This window comes from Alteromonas sp. BZK5, from assembly GCF_014349115.1.
GTDB lineage: Bacteria > Pseudomonadota > Gammaproteobacteria > Enterobacterales > Alteromonadaceae > Alteromonas > Alteromonas macleodii.
The window spans coordinates 1-16,882 of the sequence record NZ_JACSOE010000078.1 but is presented as its reverse complement, the minus strand read 5'-3'; the positions used below and the strand labels follow the sequence as shown (position 1 = coordinate 16,882).

Genomic DNA, 16,882 nt, shown 5'->3' with positions numbered 1-16,882 from the left:
CCGCTCAGTTATATCGCCGGCGCCAAATTCGGCGCGGTTGAATTGGGCGCAAGCGTTGTGCTTTCTTATATTTTTATCGCTCTAGTGTGGAGTGTAATCTTCCCGCTGTGTTTTTATTTATCCAATCGTTTTGAGGCAAAACAAGCCCAAGCGTAAATGCAAGGAGTGTATTGGCAATGACGAAAAACGTATTAGTTACAGGTGGAAACAGAGGTATAGGTCTAGAAATAGTAAAAGGAATGCTGTCTAAAGGCTATAAAGTGCTAATGGGGTGTCGAGACGAAGAGGCCGGCCTTGAAGCCAAGAAAGATATTGTGGGAGGGGATTTGCATATTATTGAGATGCCTCTTGATAACGAAACAGCCATCGTCGATGCGTTTGTTCGAGCTGAGGCCGTGTATGGCCCTATTGATATCCTCATAAACAATGCAGGTATCTTAGACGACACGCCATGGAAAGATGTAAATTCTGAGACGTTGGCTAAATCGATGCAAATTAATGTGAACGCCCCGCTTACACTTATCCAGCAAACGTTACCGCAAATGATTGAGCGAGGTTTTGGACGTATTATCAATGTAAGCTCTAGTTACGGTAGCTTCGCCGAGGGGCTGAAAGGGCCAATGTGCTATGCGATAACAAAGGCTGCTATTAATGCGCTTACGGTTAAGATGGCAGCGGTAGTTGATGAAGCTGCTGACGGTAAGTCTCTTGATGTAACCGTTAATAGCATGACCCCGGGTTGGGTGCATACCAGAATGGGTGGAAGTGATGCGCCCAAAACGCCCGAGGAGGGAGCAGATACGGCTATTTGGTTAGCAACCATGGAAGAGGGCGGCCCCCATGGCCAATTCTTAAAAGATAGAGAGCCTATAGAGTGGTAGCCTTAATTAACTAGCCTAATTCATATAGTTTGAAGGCTACCATTTTCACGATGCTTTTTAATCAGCATCTTCTAAAGTGAGAATCGCTCTCGTAGAAAGCGGGCGATTCCATCTTCATCGTGATGCCCAATGACGGAAGTGGCGGCGTCTTTGATATAAGGTTTAGCGTTAGAAGGTGCATAAGCCTCGTCTGCTAGCTTAAACATACTTAAATCATTATCACTGTCGCCAAACACAATAACGTTGCTTGCATTCAACTGTTGGCGCAAAAGCTCTACCGCACTACCTTTATTCGCAAGATTGTGGTGTACATCCATCCAACGGTACTCATCCCCTTCGATAGCTGGCCCAGAGTACGCTATCAGTCCTCCGTGCATGTTAAGCTGCTTATACATGTCATAGACTAGCGGTGCATCTCCGATCATACTAATGTTTGTAATATGTGCATTAGCAGGTAGCGACTCAATAGACGCTAGTCGCGCTTTAGTGCGCGAAAAATACTTTTCAATTAAATCGTGTTCCACCTGATGCTTAGGCGACGAATGGTAAATCACGTGCTCGTGATCTGGACTATCCATATTCACTGTGTTAATGAAAGGCGTGATATTGTTGTTTACGGCGTGCTCGATAATAAGATTTACTTCACTGGGCGCGAGCAAATTTTCGAGTGTTAGCGCGTTTCCGGCAGGATCCCAAATTGCCACCCCATTATTATAAATGTGAGGGAGTACAAAAGACTGACCTTGTAGCACAAATTGCGCTGAATGCATGGTACGACCCGTCGCTACGGTGAATGCAATGTCTCTCTCACCAAGCAAGCCCAACGTCTCTTTAGTAAACGAGGAGATTTCAGAAGACTTATTTAATAAAGTGCCATCTAAATCAAAAAATAGTAAATCCATACAATTGGTGCCTAATCTCTCTTTCAGAATAACGCCGACCAAACGACGAAGGGCAATAAACGTGGAGTGCGTTATATTGCCCTTCGAAAATATTGGAACAGCTAGATTGATAACTCCGCTATGATTACTGTATCACATTCTGCTTTGAAGCAGCGTTCCATATTATGTCGCTAGTCTTGCTACCGAATAGATTCGACCACTTTGTCGGTGTGCTGCTTCAGTAATTGCGAGACTTTAGAAGCAGACTGTGACTTTTTAAGGTTAATTACCAGCGCAACTTTACCATATCTAACCGCGTGTCTTACGGTTTGTATAACCTCATTTCTGTCTGGACGTAAACCGATTAAACCCGCTATGAATAACCCAATGAATATGCCTGGGCTAATTAGTGCTATGTAGGTAAATAAGGGATTTTGTTGAGTAAGCGCTGGGCCAAACTGCGTTAACAAAAATGCCGCCACTAAACCTACAATCAGACCGATTGAACCAAGCAACAGGTGGGACGACCACATGCTTTTGCCTATGGCAGCGCTGTTACGTTCAAGTTTTTCACTCATTTTAGGGTCGCCAGCTTCGATAATTTCTACTTGAGATACCTCAACAGATGTTTGGTCTTGAACTATCTCAAGTACTTCCTGCACTTTAAGTTTTGACGGAAATACAGCCGCGACTTGCAAATCACCGGTTGATACAACATGGGCTCTCAAATTCTCATGTTCATTACTGTTTTCGCTTTTTGACTCTACGTTTTTCGAACTTTGAACATTCATCTTTAAATCCTCGACTTCTTACTTGGACTCTCTCAATTAATCCACTTCACTTGCACTTCAAAGGGTATTGCTGTTCGGCTTCACCCAAGTGCATAGGTAACTCGACAACTATTGTTCATACTTATTCAAGTTGTATTCCGACGAAGAAAAGTAGCGGTTTATACTTTAGTAGAAAAAAGGGAAAGTTCGTTTTTATATTATTGTTTTTAAAGGTTATTTTCGGAATGTTAAATATGATTTAGTAAGCTGGAAGGCGAAATAAAGAAGGATTTCGAAGCGATGTGCTGAGTTTTAGCAAGCGCCGCTACCGGACCAAACAGTCGGTACTGTGATAATTTTACACATAGCGTGAAAATTCGTTATGGCCTTTAAAATCACTGTCTTGCCGTGGAAGCGTCGGCTTGCGGCAAGGTTACTCGCGTGTAGTGATCATTTCTGTACGTTCTTCTGTAGATTCTATTTATAAATTGAGATTTGGTACCGTTGTTTGCAATCTGACTAAGAAAGCACAGCGAGCATCTGTGGCCGTAGCAGCACCTTAACAGTCGGTCTTACTTAGCTGGTAAGGAAAGGAGTATCTATAAATGAAACGGATTAAAGGCTATTGCAACGTCTACTCTGATGATAGCCATCTATCAATAAGGCGCATCGCTTGCGGTGATAAACGGTTTTACTATCGCTATGCAAGTGGAAAGAAAGTCACAGGAGAGCGCGTGCTAAAGCGTATCAAAAAGCTTGTTATTCCTCCAAATTGGCGCGACACCTTTATAAGCCGTGATAGTAAAGCCAGCGTTCAAGCTGTCGGCTATGACGAAAAAGGACGTAAACAGTATATCTATCACAACAAATGGCACGAGCAGCAGCAAGTAGAAAAATTTGAGCGTTTGGTTGCCTTTGGTAATGCACTTCCTGAATTCCGTGAGCACTGTCTATCATTAATTTCACAGCCAACATGGACGCAAGAAAGAGCTTGCGCGCTGGTGTGCCTGTTGCTCGATTACACAGGTGCTAGAGTTGGCAACGCTCAATATAGCAAGGAAAATAACACATATGGGTTAACTACATTACGGCGCAAGCATGTACAAGCGCAGTGTGACGATAGTGTTGAACTTGCTTACATTGGTAAGCACGGCAAACCAAGAACACTAAAAGTAAACGACCCTGAGCTTGCTTCATTAGTTTGTGACTGTGCGCAACAACAGGGTTACTGTTTATTTCGTTATCAAGATGAGAATAATCAATGGCACGACGTAACGAGCGAAGACGTTAATGCGTTCATCCACAAAGAACTAAGTGAACAGTTCAGTTGTAAAGACTTTCGAACGTGGGCATCAAGTCGATTTGCACTAACAAACCTGCCCAGTGTGTATGAACAGATAGCAAACTCCAGAACCAAGAAATGGGAGAGTACGTTAAGTAAGTGTGTTGCAGCAGAACTAGGCAATACTCCCACCGTTTGCAGGAAATATTATATTCATCCGAAACTATTTACTGTGAAAAATGACGAAAAGGCGTGTGAGAAGCTAATTAATCGGGTTCGCTCGCTACATAGTGAAGATTGTACGCAACTTACCCATTTACTGCCTGTAGAAAAGCTTCTTTTGGATGTTATTTCGTCTGAGTGCGCGTAACAAAGTATTTTTAATGAAAATGTTTTAGCTGATAGTAAAGTTGCTGCTTTCCGCGCCTTTTCAGCTAAAGTTAAATTGTTTCATAAATGACTTGGTGTTTTTAAGTTGTTGAATATTAGTGGTAATTAAAAATTTTGTTAACGTAATATGCTGTGAAACATGGTTGGTGCTAATTTAAACATAAGTGCCAGCTAAACGATGTTGTTTAAAAATTGCACTTGAAATTTTCTGTCAGATCCTTATATTGTTAGAGCTCTAATGATTATTGTTCGATTTAATTATTTGCTTTTGAATTTGAATTAGCAAAGGTTAAATGGCGTTTTCATTTACGAGTTTTCGAAGAGCAATAGAGGAAATAACGAACGTTATGCCAATGGAAAGTTACCTATCACTAGCGGTGTATTTTATAGCGATGTTAGGGATAGGGTTGTTTGCTTACCGACAATCTACCAGTGATATTTCTGGTTATATTTTGGGAGGGCGACAAGTTAGCCCTCAAGTAACCGCACTGTCTGCGGGTGCGTCTGACATGTCTGGTTGGATGCTAATGGGCTTACCAGGTGCAATGTACTTAACCGGTTTCGATGCGGTTTATATTGCAATAGGGTTGGTTGCAGGTGCGTTGGCCAATTATTTACTAGTAGCACCAAAACTTCGCGTTTATACCGAAGTTGCCAACGACTCGCTGACTGTGCCTGAGTTTTTTGCCAAGCGTTTTGATACGCCTAACTCAAGCTTACGCATTGTTTCAGCGGTGATTATCGTACTGTTTTTCACGCTATACACCTCTGCCGGGTTAGTTGCAGGTGGTAAGTTGTTTGAAAGCGCGTTTTCAGTCGATTATCAGTTAGGCTTATTTATCACGCTGGGTGTAGTGGTGTCTTATACGCTACTTGGTGGTTTCTTGGCAGTAAGCCTTACGGACTTTGTACAAGGGTGCATTATGTTCGTGGCGCTGGTACTGGTTCCAATTGTCGCGTTTACCGAGTTCGATAGCGTGTCGCAAATGACAAGCGCCGCTTATCAATCTGTACCCAATTTTTCTGAATCGATAGAAACGCTAACGATTGTAGGGTTGCTATCGAGTTTAGGTTGGGGCTTAGGTTACTTTGGACAGCCGCACATTATTGTTCGCTTTATGGCAATTCGTTCTGTTAATGCCATTGGCACAGCGCGAAATATTGGTATGTCGTGGATGTTAGTGACCATCATTGGTGCACTGGCAACAGGATTCGTAGGCATTGCTTATGCCAATCAGTTTGGTCTTGCTGTCGACGACCCTGAGACGATATTTATTATTTTCTCACAATTGCTGTTCCACCCACTTATCAGTGGATTTTTAATGGCCGCTATTTTAGCCGCTATTATGAGTACAATTTCGTCGCAACTGCTGGTTAGCGCAAGTTCGTTAACCGAAGACATTTACCGCGTAATGGTAAATAAAAAGTCTTCAACCAAGGCGCTGAGTGAAAAGCAAACGGTAACAATTGGCCGTTACGGTGTAGCAGGTGTAGCTTTGGTTGCATTGTTATTAGCCATGGATGCGTCGAACACAATTTTATCTTTAGTAAGTAATGCTTGGGCTGGTTTTGGTGCAGCATTTGGTCCGTTAGTACTGTTTTGTCTGTATAAAAAGGACCTTACAGCGAAAGCGGCAATGGCGGGCATGATCAGCGGTGCGGTAACCGTATTGTTCTGGATTTATGCGCCCGTTTTAGCTGACGGTAAAACGTTAAGCAGCGTTATTTATGAAATTATTCCAGGGTTTGCGGTAAGTACGTTAACGCTTTATGTGGTAAGTCGCTTTAGCGAAAACCCATCGTCAAACGTACAGGCAACATTCGCGCAAGCTAGTGAAGAATTAGCAAATCAACAATCTTAAGGTTAAAAAGTTTATTATGAGTCATCCAAATTGGAAACGCGTAGTCATCAAAGTGGGTAGTGCATTGATATCGCCCAACCAACAAGGTTGTAGCAGTCATTACCTTTTGAGCATTGCGCAATTTATCGTGCGATGCAGAGCCAACGGTACACAAGTTGTACTCGTGTCTTCTGGTTCTGTCGCAGCGGGCGCGCACCTGTTTCCAAAGCAAGAAAAGTCAGATATTGCAGTTAAAAAAGCAATGGCAGCAGCGGGTCAAACCGAAATGATTGCCACATGGGACAGACTGTTTGATTTTCCGTCTGCTCAGATGCTGTTAACGCATGCTGATTTACGAGACAGAGAGCGTTACGTAAGTATCCGTGAAACGATATTTAGTTTATTGGACAACAATATTCTACCTATCGTGAACGAAAACGACACCGTTACCACTGACAAATTGAAAGTGGGTGATAACGATAATTTATCGGCCATGGTGGCGTCGGCAGCTGAAGCAGATGCACTTATCATCTGTTCAGACATTGATGGGTTGTACGATAAGAACCCGCATGAACACGACGACGCACAATTGCTTAAATCAGTTAATACCATTGATCAAAGCATTTATGACATGGCTGGCGGTGCGGTAAAAGGCGGTGTAGGCACCGGTGGTATGCGCACTAAAATTGAAGCGGCCGAAAAAGCCGTTTCGCATGGTATAGATACATATATTATTAACGGCTTTACTGAACTGTCGTTTAATATGCTGCTAGCAGGTGAAAACCCAGGCACGCATTTCAAACCTCACGCCACGCCAATGCAAGAGAATGTGCATTGGATGCGCCATACGTCAAACGCGCAGGGTGAGGTGATAGTAGAAGGGGACTTTGACGCCTCTTTAGCTGGCGACGCAGAGCAACTGACAAGTAGCGAAATTATTGACGTGAAAGGTGAGTTCTCGGTAGGCGACACCATTCTAGTACGTAAAGAAGACGGTACTAAACTGGTAAAAGCCAAGTCGAATTACAGTAGCTGTTTATTGAATTTCATTGCGAATCAGGAAAACGAAGAATTCGCCCATGAGTTTGAGGAAAAGACTGGGCCAATTATTTCTGATCAGCACATAGCAAATCTGGAGAAAGAATGAGCATTATTACAGAGTTAGCACAACAGGCAAAAAAAGCTGCACGTACACTGGCTATTTTAAGCGAAAGTCAGAAAAACGCGGTGTTAACTGATATGGCCGCGGCAATTCGTGCAAATAAAGGCAAAATTATTGAAGTAAACGAAAAGGAAGTCGCGCGCGCCAAAGAGAATAACTTAGACGCAGCGATGGTTGACCGCTTAATCCTAAACGACGAGCGTATTGAAGCCATGGCTGAAGGCATCGAAGTTATTGTTGAACTTGATGATCCTGTGGGTAAAGAGCGCGTTATCGGTACACGTCCAAACGGTATTGAGATTAAGAAAATGCGCATACCGCTGGGTGTTGTGTGCATGATATATGAAGCACGACCTAATGTTACTGCCGACGCAGGCGCGCTGTGTTTTAAATCGGGTAACGCAGTAATATTACGTGGTGGTAAAGAGGCACTAGATACGAGTTTAGCCATTGCTGAACTTATGCAAGACGTGCTGGAGAAGCACAATTTACCAAAAGCGCTGGTAACGGTAGTTCCGAATCCAGATCGTGCATTAATGCAAGAGTTAATGGAGCAACGCGACTATATTGACGTTATTATTCCTCGTGGCGGTGAAGGTCTAATCAACTACGTGACTGACAACGCCAAGGTGCCGGTAATTCAGCACTTTAAGGGTGTGTGTCACCTTTACGTAGACAAAGATGCAAATTTAGACAAAGCCATGGCGCTACTTCTAAATGGTAAAACACAGCGTACTGGCGTGTGTAATGCCTTAGAAGGCTTAGTAGTACACCAAGCCGTTGCGGGCGATTTTTTGCCTAAAGTGGCCGACGCATTCAAAGAAAAGGGTGTTAAGGTTCACGTAAACGAAAAAGGCAGCCAATACTTTGATGGTGCTGACGTTATTTCTGAAGACGCGTACGGTGAAGAATATCTTGGCCTTGAAATCGCTATCCGTGTAGTTGACGATTTCGAAGCAGCGGTTGACCACATTGCGCAATTTGGTAGTAACCACACGGAAGTAATTTGTACGGAAGATGCTGAAAAAGGCAAGTTATTCCAACGCGCAGTTGATGCAAGTGTAGTAATGGTTAATGCGTCTTCACGTTTTTCTGACGGTAGCCAGCTTGGCTTAGGTGCAGAAATTGGTATTGCAACCACTAAGCTACATGCTTATGGCCCAATGGGCTTGGAGTCGTTGACTTCAGAGAAATATTTAGTGAATGGCGAAGGCCAAATTCGCGACTAATAAAAAGATGTTTTAACTGGTCGGCATTGTGCCACGAGTTTACATGCTTCATAATTAAAAGCGCTGACATTCGTCGGCGCTTTTTTTTTCGCCTATTCAGATATTTACCCTCGGAGTACAGACGGAGCTTACATGGAGATTGTGATAGACCCCGCGCAGTTATGGCATCAATTTATAAGTTTTGCCAATGATTATAAACTGCTGACATCTCTAGTACTTTTAATTGTACTGCTCTTTCTTAAAAAGGGTGTGTTGCGCCTTATCAGGCGCATTAGTTCTCATCGTGGCGAAGACCGCCGAAACCAAATCAATATCCTAGAGCAGTTGGGTAATGCCTTTATCATTATTGTGTTAATGATGGTGTGGAGTTCTGAAATCCAAACACTGGCAATCTCCATTGCTGCCTTTATGGTGGCCATTGTGTTGGCAACCCGCGAGTTTATTCAGTGTTTTATGGGGTTCATTTACTACCTGGGCGCTCGGCCGTTCAGGGTAGGCGACTGGATCCAAATGAACAACATCATTGGTGAAGTGGTAGAAATGGACTGGGCGAAAACGGCGCTTTTAGAAGTAGACCCTGAAAGCTTTAACTACACGGGTAAACACGTGTACGTGCCTAATAGCCAGCTAGTGACCCAAACTGTACGAAATCTTAACTTTATGCGTCGCTACCGTTTGCATTCATTTGAAATAGTGAACGAGCCTTCTGTGAACGCCTATAGTCTGCTTCCAGCGTTTCATGCTAGGGCACAGGCACATTGTGAATATTTCCGCGATGTAGCAGAGCGCTACAAAGGCTTAATTGAACGTCACTTAGAGCAAGAGTTTATTCGCATCGACCCTGAGGTTGAGATTAAAACCAATGAACTTGCCAAAGTGGTGGTAAAGGTAAGCTTGTTTTGCCCTACAGCCGAAGCTCACGAGTTAGAGCACAAAATGTGCTCAGATTGGTTAAGCCTGTGGTTCAAAGCGCAAAAAGAAGAGCAGCGCCAGCTTCACGCACAGCACCGCGATTCCTCTTCAGTGCAGAATCAAGCTAAAGCAATGCCCGAAGCACAGACAACTACTAGCGGTGCGCTATAGCGTTTATTTTAAGCACGTCCATTCTCTGTGGCTGGTAAAGTGGCCTTGTAAAAAGGCCATTTGGTCAGCCAAAATTCGCCTGTTCATTAAATAAAAGCGCTCGTACACATTGGGCCTGAAGGGTACTGCGAGTAGAGGCATGTTGGCTTCTTCTGGCGTTTTAGCACCTTTTGCGTGATTACATCTCTGGCAAGCCGTGGCAACGTTCGTCCAACTGTCTTTTCCGCCACGAGAGCGGGGGATAATGTGGTCTCGGGTAAGCTGCTTTGGCGTAAATTTATTGCCGCAGTACATACACAGGTAGCTATCGCGCCTAAACAAATAGCGATTAGTTAGGGCAACTTTGCCAGATAAATCTGTTACCTTGCCGTCGCACGCGATAATACTAGACAGGGTAAGCTGACTTTGCAGCCCTTCGTGATTCCAGCCTCCCTTAAGCGTAATAGCATCGCTACCTAGCTCAAATAGCACCTTATCTTGACTGTAAAGCTTTGCGGCTTGTTCAACATCTATCCACTCTTGTGGCATGCCTGCTTTATTAAGTCGAAGTACCAACATGGTTATCTCCTTTAGCACACTAATATTAGACGTTCTTGTTGTGGTTAATCACTTCTGCGCATTGGTCGCACGTGATGTTTATTTAAGTTCTTACTTTTTTCGCTTTTTGTTCTAGCATACGCTGTTTTGTGTCAATATGATGAAAATATAGTCAATAATTGAAATTTCACAGATATTTCATATAGTCATGGTGCTATAGGTGGTAGCGGTTAATGACCAAATAACACGACAAATTCCGCGCGGGGCTGCATTTGACCATGGTATTAACGCTACTTCATGGCTATACTATGCGCCGCGTTTAAAAGCGATAAAATAAAGATTGAAATTAAAGGACAAATAGTGACTCCTATTACTAAATCATTTCAGTATGGACAGCATACTGTAACTCTAGAGACGGGTGTAATTGCTCGTCAGGCAACAGCTGCGGTTCTTGCGAGCATGGACGATACGTCTGTACTGGTAACAGTAGTTGGTAAAAAAGAAGCCAAAGCAGATCAAGACTTCTTCCCACTTACTGTTAACTACCAAGAAAAAGCGTACGCTGCGGGTAAAATCCCAGGTGGTTTCTTCAAGCGTGAAGGTCGTCCATCTGAAGGTGAAACACTGATTGCACGTCTTATCGACCGTCCAATCCGCCCATTATTCCCAGAAGGTTTCAAAAACGAAGTACAAGTTGTTGTTACTGTAATGTCTGCTAACCCAGATATCCCTACAGACATCATCTCTATGATTGGTACTTCAGCAGCCCTTGCTATCTCTGGTATTCCTTTCAACGGCCCAATCGGTGCGGCTCGTGTTGGTTTTAGCAACGGTGAATACATTCTAAATACACGCGCAGAAGAGCAAGCTGAAAGCGAGCTTGACCTTGTTGTTGCGGGTACTGAAGGCGCAGTACTTATGGTTGAATCAGAAGCAAGCGTGCTTTCTGAAGACACCATGCTAGGTGCGGTTATGTTCGGTCACGAGCAAATGCAAACTGTAGTTAACGCTGTTAACGAATTTGCTGCTGAAGTTGGCACTGAGAAGTGGGACTGGGCACCAGAAGCAGAAAACACTGCACTTAAAGACAAAGTTAAAGCACTAGCTGAAGCAGAAATGACTGCGGCTTACCAGATTTCTGACAAGTTAGAGCGTAAAGACGCAGTAACTGCAGCAACTGAAAAAGCACTAGAAGCTATCCTTGCTGAAGACGAAGAACAAGATAAGAAAGAAGTACTAGACCTTCTTCACGACCTTGAGTCTGACGTTGTACGTTCACGCATTCTATCTGGCGCGCCACGTATCGATGGTCGTGACCCAGCAATGATCCGTGCACTTGACGTAGCGACAGGTATTCTTCCTCGTACTCATGGTTCTGCACTATTTACCCGTGGTGAAACACAGGCTCTTGTAGCAGCTACACTTGGTACAGAGCGTGACGCACAGATGATTGACGAGCTTCAAGGTAAGCGCGACAGCCGTTTCATGCTTCACTACAACTTCCCTCCATACTGTGTTGGTGAAACCGGTATGATTGGTTCGCCTAAGCGTCGTGAAATTGGTCACGGTCGTCTAGCGAAGCGTGGTATTCAAGCAGTAATGCCAAGTGAAGAAGAATTCCCGTACGTAGTACGTGTGGTTTCTGAAATCACAGAATCAAACGGTTCATCATCAATGGCGTCGGTATGTGGTACTTCACTAGCGCTTATGGATGCAGGTGTTCCAATTAAAGCGTCTGTTGCGGGTATCGCAATGGGCCTAGTTAAGAGTGACGACAACTTTGTTGTACTTTCAGACATTCTTGGTGACGAAGATCACCTTGGCGACATGGACTTTAAAGTAGCGGGTACTACCGAAGGTATTACTGCACTTCAAATGGACATTAAGATTGAAGGTATTACTAAAGAAATCATGCAAATTGCGCTTAAACAAGCAAAAGAAGCACGTTTGCACATTCTTAACGTAATGGACGAAGCAATTGGCGGTCACCGTGAAGAGCTAAGTGAATTTGCTCCACGCATTTACACAATGAAGATTGACCAAGACAAGATTCGTGACGTTATCGGTAAAGGCGGCGCAATGATCCGTCAAATTACTGAAGAGTCTGACACTAACATCGAGATTGAAGACGACGGTACTATCAAAATTTTCGCGACAGAGCGTGCGAAAGCAGACATCGCTATTAGCAAGATTGAGCAAGTAACGGCTGAAATTGAAGTTGGTAAGACTTACAACGGTAAGATTACACGTATTGTAGACTTCGGTGCGTTTGTAGAAGTACTTCCTGGTAAAGAAGGTCTTGTTCACATTTCACAAATCGCTCACGAGCGTGTGAACAAAGTAACTGACTACCTAGAAGAAGGCCAAATGGTTGACGTTAAGGTTATGGAAATCGATCGCCAAAACCGTGTACGCCTAAGCATTAAAGAGCTTCTAGAAAAGCCTGCGCCTAAGTCTGACGACGCAGAGTAATGCCAATTAGGTTTTATACCTAGTTAGCTGTATATAAGTAAAAAGGGAGCTTGGCTCCCTTTTTTCGTTTTAGGTTTTAAAAGTAATAACGGGTTGGGTTTTACTCTTTAACCCTCACATCCAACCTATAACGAAAAGCGCTTTTTTTAGAGGTATTAGATAATGGATAAGCAAACGCAAACCGAAGTAGAAGCAGCGGTATTCCGCCGCTTAGTAGAACATTTAGACGCGAATAAAGACGTTCAGAACATTGACCTGATGATTTTGGCGGATTTCTGCCGTAACTGCTTGGCTAAATGGTATTCGGCGGCTGCAAGCGAGCAGGGCGCTGATATCGACTATGAAGCTGCACGTGAAGTGGTATACAAAATGCCGTATTCAGAATGGAAAGAGAAGCACCAGCTTCCAGCTACTGATGAGCAGTTGGAGAAGTTGGCTGCTAGGCAGGGGAAGTAGTTTTTAGTTCAAGTGACGTTGAATTATTTGTTTTAGAAGCCAGCGGAAGCTGGCTTTTTTTGGCTTGCGTGAAATACACCAAAATCGCCTGCACGCCGAGTTGGTGTTTTTAATATATGAGCGTAAAACGACATTACGGTTTTTTCTTTATTTCTCTTGTGGTTGTGGTTTAGAGTAGTGAGAAGTAGAAAGGAGAAGTGCCCTAAAGTGGTGTGGAATAGCATGACGGTTTGGGGGCGAGTAAGTTGTTACAAGTAAAGGATAAATATGAGAGGATTTCGACGAGACGGTTTTCATGCATTTTCTGAATATGACGGATTCAGTATGCTTGAAAATCAACGTTCAGCAATAGATCAAGCGATTAAGCGTCAAAACGACGATTACATCCTTAATGTAAATCGCGAGGAGTACATGCAGCATCTCGTCAGTGAATTTTCTATTGATCCTATAGAAATTCACAAAGACGGACTTTCAGTTTCCACTCATGAAGAAATGATACCTGCTGAAATGCACCCGAATTCCTACTTTATGGATAGGGCTGGCTCATACCCAAGAGATGTGCTTATTTTTCACCTCCCATTTTCCGGCGACCAGCAATTACTGCGAGTTAGAGCAAGTACATATTCAACGTCTGCGCCACTTATTTCGGTGGAGCAAGATTGCATTTGCTTTAAGATCATTAACTTTAATCTTGATGCTCAACGTATCAAACAAGAGTCAGATCAAACAATACAAAGCCTTGAAACACAGAATGGATATTTAACTAGAGACCTAGAAAAGTTTAATGCTTCTATTGAACAACATGCTTCTAGAATATTTGACGCAAGAAAAGAGCAGTTACTTAGCAAAAATGATTTGATGGCGTCTTTGGGGGTGCCAGTAAGGGAGTCCGGAAGTAAATCGTCTACTTTTTCTATTCCTGCGAAAAGAACTAAGGCAATTGCAACGAAACCTAAGCCTGAAGTTACTGAAAAGGGTTATACACCTGAGCCTACGCTAGATTCGACAATATACGCTCAGATACTCAAAATTATCCATGATGTTGGTAAGCAGTTTGAACGCTTACCTTCAACATATTCTGGCAAGGACGAGGAGCATTTAAGAGACCATATGCTTCTGATTCTCGAACCCAACTTTGAAGGCTCGGCTACAGGCGAAACTTTCAACAAGTCTGGTAAAACGGATATTTTGTTGAGACATGAAGGAAAAAACGTCTTTATAGCTGAGCTGAAATTCTGGCACGGTAAAAAGGGGTTTCTGGAAACCATTAGTCAGTTACTTGGCTACCTGACATGGAGAGATTCTAAAGCTGCGGTAGTCATGTTCGTCAGAAATAAAGATTTTATGTCTGTTTTAGACACAGCTAAAGAATGTATATCTGAGCATGAAAATTATCTTGGCTTCGTTAATGAGCAAGATGAGGGTTGGTATCACTACAGATTTCATATTAATGACGACAAAAACAGAGAAGTAAAGCTATCGGTAATGCTGTTTCATATTCCGTAGTGGTTTGCTTGTAACAAGCGCATGTTGTCGGACTGGCTTTCCGCTGCGCTCCAAACCAGCCACAAATGCGGGCGTTAAGTGAAAAGTAGAGCTGAATGAATATCGAGAAGTTTTCAAGCATAAGCGGACTTATTGATCTTAAGGAGATCGAGAGAGTTGAGCGCTTAGGGTTCTATCACTCAAAGGTCTCAGAGGTTGAGCATTTTACCATTGTAGATATCTGTGGCTGGTTCGAAAGCTTAAGCTTTGCGAAGCCAAATACTAGTAGGCTTAAAAAGAAGTTAATTGCGTCAAAGGGTATTGTCAGAGGGCCTGTAAAATACTCTTTCAAGTTACACGCAAGGCTTCCAAACTAAAAAAACAGGCATGTTTGTGTAGCGTTAAATATACCGAAATCATCTGCACGTCGATTTGGTGTTTTTAATAAATGAGCGAAAAACGACATTACGGTTTTTTCTTTATTTCTCTGTTGGTTATGGTTTAGAGTTGTAAGAAAACTAAAAAACTAATAAGACAGGCATGCTAATAATCAAATGAAACTAAATAATACAGGCATGTTTCAGTTCAACACGAGAATACTAAACAAGATAGGCATGTTTCTTTTCTGGGCTTGCGTGAAATGACTAAACAATACAGTCATATTTGTTTATACGGTGTACACTATGTGTCTGTCTACTCACTTCTCTCATACAGGCGGGGCGGCTTCGCAATTTTGCCCCACGCGGTTAGCCTAGCGTTATACGTAGGATAAATTCGATGAATCCCATAGAGGCAAGAATAATTTTAAATAGCTCAATTGATACAACATTTATTGATGAAAGAGATAAATTATCTTCTTTTAAGATGCAGTCAGGGCGCGAGCTAGCACTTATAGAAGAAAATAAGCAGAAAGTTTCTTTATACGTCGAAGTTTATCCTTGTTTTATGCCCGAGGTAATCGTAGAAGAAGAGTATATCCCGCAACCAAAGAATGTTGGTAGGCATTCAAATCTTTATTATATTACTTCGAAATTAGGTTTCGGAAATAGAGCGTATAGGTTGCATATTAAAACAAAAGAAGGGCTAGAACTCTTTTTAAACTGGTACAAATATGCATAAACGACTTAAAAAGACAGGCATGCTTGTTTGAATAGCATGACGGTTTGGGGACGAGTGCACTAAACAAGACAGGCATATTTGTTTCACGGATGGAGAAGACTAAATAAGGCAGGCTCATTTGTGCACGTTTTTGGCCACATTACGCCGTCATGTCCACGTGCCGGAGTCTGAAATCGAAGGCTATATTCCAGTAATAGCAAACGCATAAAAATAAGACAGGCTCATGTCTTTACTTTTCTGGGGAATACCAAACAAGACAGGCATATTAGCGATATCGAAATCAAACTAAACAAGATAGGCATGTTTCTTTTCTGGGCTTGCGTGAAATGACTAAACAATACAGTCATATTTGTTTATACGGTGTATGGACTAAAAGAGACAGGCATGTTTGCGTCGGCTCATGTCTTTACTTTTCTGAATTAAATAAGACAGGCATATTTGTAGTGACGTGGTCAACCAAAATTGACCAACCCAGTTAAGCTACTTTTTTCAATTTCTTCATGTCCGCCTCATATTGATTTGGACTCCTGTAATCCAGATACGAATGCAACCGCTCAGGATTATAAAATGTCGTGATGTAACGCAGTATATCTTGCTGTGCTTCATAAAAGACTAAACAAGACAGGCATGTTTAGTTCATTAAAGATGACATAACAGTTTTTCTTTATTTTTCTGTTGGTTGTGGGTTATTGTGGTTATTAATACAAGGACAGGTTTCCCGAGAGTGGTGTGGAATCGCATGACGGTTTGGGGATGAGTAAGCTGTTATATCTTTTAACCAAGTTAAGCACTTTTTTATGACTAAAAACGTTCATGAAGATATAAGAGCAACACAAGCGAAATGGCTTTACTCGGCGATATCAGGGTTTTGTGCTGCTTTTTTTCTGGCTTTATTTAGTGGGGCAGAGCAAATAAATACTTCTTGCAGTCTTGAGATCTCAACTATTTTATTTGCGATAGCTCTTCCTTTATTTTGCGTATTTTCAATAACTCACATTTATCTTCATGAGCAAACTCTTAAAATTGAGGATTACGAAAATATTCTGCGTAAAAAGTGGGTGCCTTGGTTAACCATTTTTGCCTTCGGTGTTCTAGTCTTTGCTATCGGCTTTTTAATTAATCACTTTTCGGCGATTGCATCATACGCTTATGTCTTGAGTATAGTGTTTTGCTTCATAACATTTTCTTTTATATACATAACAACGCATAAGGTCAAAGCGAGTTCAAAGTAAATATAAGACTAAATAAGACAGGCATGTTTGTGGATATACGGAATCACCATGAAAAGCAAACT

Annotated in this window: 16 protein-coding genes and 1 pseudogene; 13 read left to right on the top strand and 4 right to left on the bottom strand. The window is 42.5% G+C overall.

The genetic code is table 11. The features are described from left to right. Positions 1-12 precede the first annotated feature (12 nt). A complete protein-coding gene (locus tag BIZ39_RS17255; RefSeq protein WP_316248263.1) occupies positions 13-156 on the top strand; it encodes a hypothetical protein in 144 nt (47 codons plus the stop codon). A gap of 20 nt (positions 157-176) precedes the next feature. After that, on the top strand, positions 177-881 hold the full coding sequence (locus BIZ39_RS17250) for an SDR family NAD(P)-dependent oxidoreductase (RefSeq protein ID WP_014979228.1): 705 nt from the start codon (positions 177-179) through the stop codon (positions 879-881). A gap of 71 nt (positions 882-952) precedes the next feature. On the opposite strand, the gene BIZ39_RS17245 is transcribed toward BIZ39_RS17250, so the two are convergent. After that, complete coding sequence (locus BIZ39_RS17245) at positions 953-1,783, bottom strand: HAD family hydrolase (RefSeq protein ID WP_187447564.1); 831 nt, start codon at positions 1,781-1,783, stop codon at positions 953-955. A 179-nt stretch (positions 1,784-1,962) separates the two neighbouring features. Further along, on the bottom strand, positions 1,963-2,553 hold the full coding sequence (locus BIZ39_RS17240; RefSeq protein ID WP_187447563.1) for a hypothetical protein: 591 nt from the start codon (positions 2,551-2,553) through the stop codon (positions 1,963-1,965). Between the two features lie 584 nt (positions 2,554-3,137). On the opposite strand from BIZ39_RS17240, the gene BIZ39_RS17235 reads away from it, so the two are divergent. The 5 genes from BIZ39_RS17235 to BIZ39_RS17215 all read left to right on the top strand — a co-directional run bounded on the left by BIZ39_RS17235 (position 3,138) and on the right by BIZ39_RS17215 (position 9,519). After that, positions 3,138-4,184 carry a DNA topoisomerase IB gene (locus BIZ39_RS17235; RefSeq protein ID WP_187447562.1) on the top strand — a complete coding sequence of 349 codons (1,047 nt, stop codon included), beginning with the start codon at positions 3,138-3,140 and terminating at the stop codon, positions 4,182-4,184. 367 nt (positions 4,185-4,551) lie between these two features. Next, a complete protein-coding gene (putP, locus tag BIZ39_RS17230; RefSeq protein ID WP_187447566.1) occupies positions 4,552-6,066 on the top strand; it encodes a sodium/proline symporter PutP in 1,515 nt (504 codons plus the stop codon). Between the two features lie 16 nt (positions 6,067-6,082). Continuing rightward, a complete protein-coding gene (proB, locus tag BIZ39_RS17225; protein ID WP_187447561.1) occupies positions 6,083-7,192 on the top strand; it encodes a glutamate 5-kinase in 1,110 nt (369 codons plus the stop codon). Beyond that, positions 7,189-8,436: a glutamate-5-semialdehyde dehydrogenase gene (locus tag BIZ39_RS17220; protein WP_187447560.1), complete on the top strand. Its 1,248-nt coding sequence runs from the start codon at positions 7,189-7,191 to the stop codon at positions 8,434-8,436. The genes proB and BIZ39_RS17220 overlap by 4 nt, the downstream gene beginning before the upstream one ends. Positions 8,437-8,568: 132 nt before the next feature. Then, positions 8,569-9,519, top strand: a complete 951-nt coding sequence (locus BIZ39_RS17215; RefSeq protein ID WP_187447559.1) for a mechanosensitive ion channel family protein — start codon at positions 8,569-8,571, stop codon at positions 9,517-9,519. Between the two features lie 3 nt (positions 9,520-9,522). Here BIZ39_RS17215 and BIZ39_RS17210 read toward each other — a convergent pair whose 3' ends face one another. Continuing rightward, positions 9,523-10,077, bottom strand: a complete 555-nt coding sequence (locus BIZ39_RS17210; protein ID WP_187447558.1) for an HNH endonuclease — start codon at positions 10,075-10,077, stop codon at positions 9,523-9,525. A gap of 339 nt (positions 10,078-10,416) precedes the next feature. Here BIZ39_RS17210 and pnp point away from each other — a divergent pair, with 339 nt between their 5' ends. The 5 genes from pnp to BIZ39_RS17185 all read left to right on the top strand — a co-directional run bounded on the left by pnp (position 10,417) and on the right by BIZ39_RS17185 (position 15,588). After that, entirely contained in the window at positions 10,417-12,528 is a 2,112-nt protein-coding gene (gene pnp / locus BIZ39_RS17205) for a polyribonucleotide nucleotidyltransferase (RefSeq protein WP_039229711.1), read from the top strand. A gap of 162 nt (positions 12,529-12,690) precedes the next feature. Continuing rightward, positions 12,691-12,984, top strand: a complete 294-nt coding sequence (locus BIZ39_RS17200; protein ID WP_012518312.1) for a DUF1244 domain-containing protein — start codon at positions 12,691-12,693, stop codon at positions 12,982-12,984. 324 nt (positions 12,985-13,308) lie between these two features. Then, positions 13,309-14,490 (top strand): hypothetical protein, encoded by a 1,182-nt coding sequence (locus BIZ39_RS17195; RefSeq protein ID WP_239220227.1) that lies wholly within the window; start codon positions 13,309-13,311, stop codon positions 14,488-14,490. 95 nt (positions 14,491-14,585) lie between these two features. Then, positions 14,586-14,846: a hypothetical protein gene (locus BIZ39_RS17190; protein ID WP_187447556.1), complete on the top strand. Its 261-nt coding sequence runs from the start codon at positions 14,586-14,588 to the stop codon at positions 14,844-14,846. A 400-nt stretch (positions 14,847-15,246) separates the two neighbouring features. Continuing rightward, positions 15,247-15,588 (top strand): hypothetical protein, encoded by a 342-nt coding sequence (locus BIZ39_RS17185; protein ID WP_187447555.1) that lies wholly within the window; start codon positions 15,247-15,249, stop codon positions 15,586-15,588. 475 nt (positions 15,589-16,063) lie between these two features. Here BIZ39_RS17185 and BIZ39_RS17180 read toward each other — a convergent pair. After that, positions 16,064-16,195: pseudogene (locus BIZ39_RS17180) on the bottom strand (IS3 family transposase); the annotation flags it as partial. A gap of 190 nt (positions 16,196-16,385) precedes the next feature. Between BIZ39_RS17180 and BIZ39_RS17175 the strand changes: the two are divergent. Then, entirely contained in the window at positions 16,386-16,820 is a 435-nt protein-coding gene (locus BIZ39_RS17175; protein WP_187447554.1) for a hypothetical protein, read from the top strand. The last annotated feature ends 62 nt before the right edge of the window (positions 16,821-16,882 follow it).

Bases quoted from the DNA above. Each gene is read 5' to 3' on its own strand.
- BIZ39_RS17250 (WP_014979228.1), top strand. From the start codon at position 177: ATGACGAAAAACGTATTAGTTACAGGTGGAAACAGAGGTATAGGTCTA.
- BIZ39_RS17245 (WP_187447564.1), bottom strand. From the start codon at position 1,783: ATGGATTTACTATTTTTTGATTTAGATGGCACTTTATTAAATAAGTCT.
- BIZ39_RS17240 (WP_187447563.1), bottom strand. From the start codon at position 2,553: ATGAATGTTCAAAGTTCGAAAAACGTAGAGTCAAAAAGCGAAAACAGT.
- BIZ39_RS17235 (WP_187447562.1), top strand. From the start codon at position 3,138: ATGAAACGGATTAAAGGCTATTGCAACGTCTACTCTGATGATAGCCAT.
- putP (WP_187447566.1), top strand. From the start codon at position 4,552: ATGCCAATGGAAAGTTACCTATCACTAGCGGTGTATTTTATAGCGATG.
- proB (WP_187447561.1), top strand. From the start codon at position 6,083: ATGAGTCATCCAAATTGGAAACGCGTAGTCATCAAAGTGGGTAGTGCA.
- BIZ39_RS17220 (WP_187447560.1), top strand. From the start codon at position 7,189: ATGAGCATTATTACAGAGTTAGCACAACAGGCAAAAAAAGCTGCACGT.
- BIZ39_RS17215 (WP_187447559.1), top strand. From the start codon at position 8,569: ATGGAGATTGTGATAGACCCCGCGCAGTTATGGCATCAATTTATAAGT.
- BIZ39_RS17210 (WP_187447558.1), bottom strand. From the start codon at position 10,077: ATGTTGGTACTTCGACTTAATAAAGCAGGCATGCCACAAGAGTGGATA.
- BIZ39_RS17200 (WP_012518312.1), top strand. From the start codon at position 12,691: ATGGATAAGCAAACGCAAACCGAAGTAGAAGCAGCGGTATTCCGCCGC.
- BIZ39_RS17195 (WP_239220227.1), top strand. From the start codon at position 13,309: ATGCTTGAAAATCAACGTTCAGCAATAGATCAAGCGATTAAGCGTCAA.
- BIZ39_RS17190 (WP_187447556.1), top strand. From the start codon at position 14,586: ATGAATATCGAGAAGTTTTCAAGCATAAGCGGACTTATTGATCTTAAG.
- BIZ39_RS17185 (WP_187447555.1), top strand. From the start codon at position 15,247: ATGAATCCCATAGAGGCAAGAATAATTTTAAATAGCTCAATTGATACA.
- BIZ39_RS17175 (WP_187447554.1), top strand. From the start codon at position 16,386: ATGACTAAAAACGTTCATGAAGATATAAGAGCAACACAAGCGAAATGG.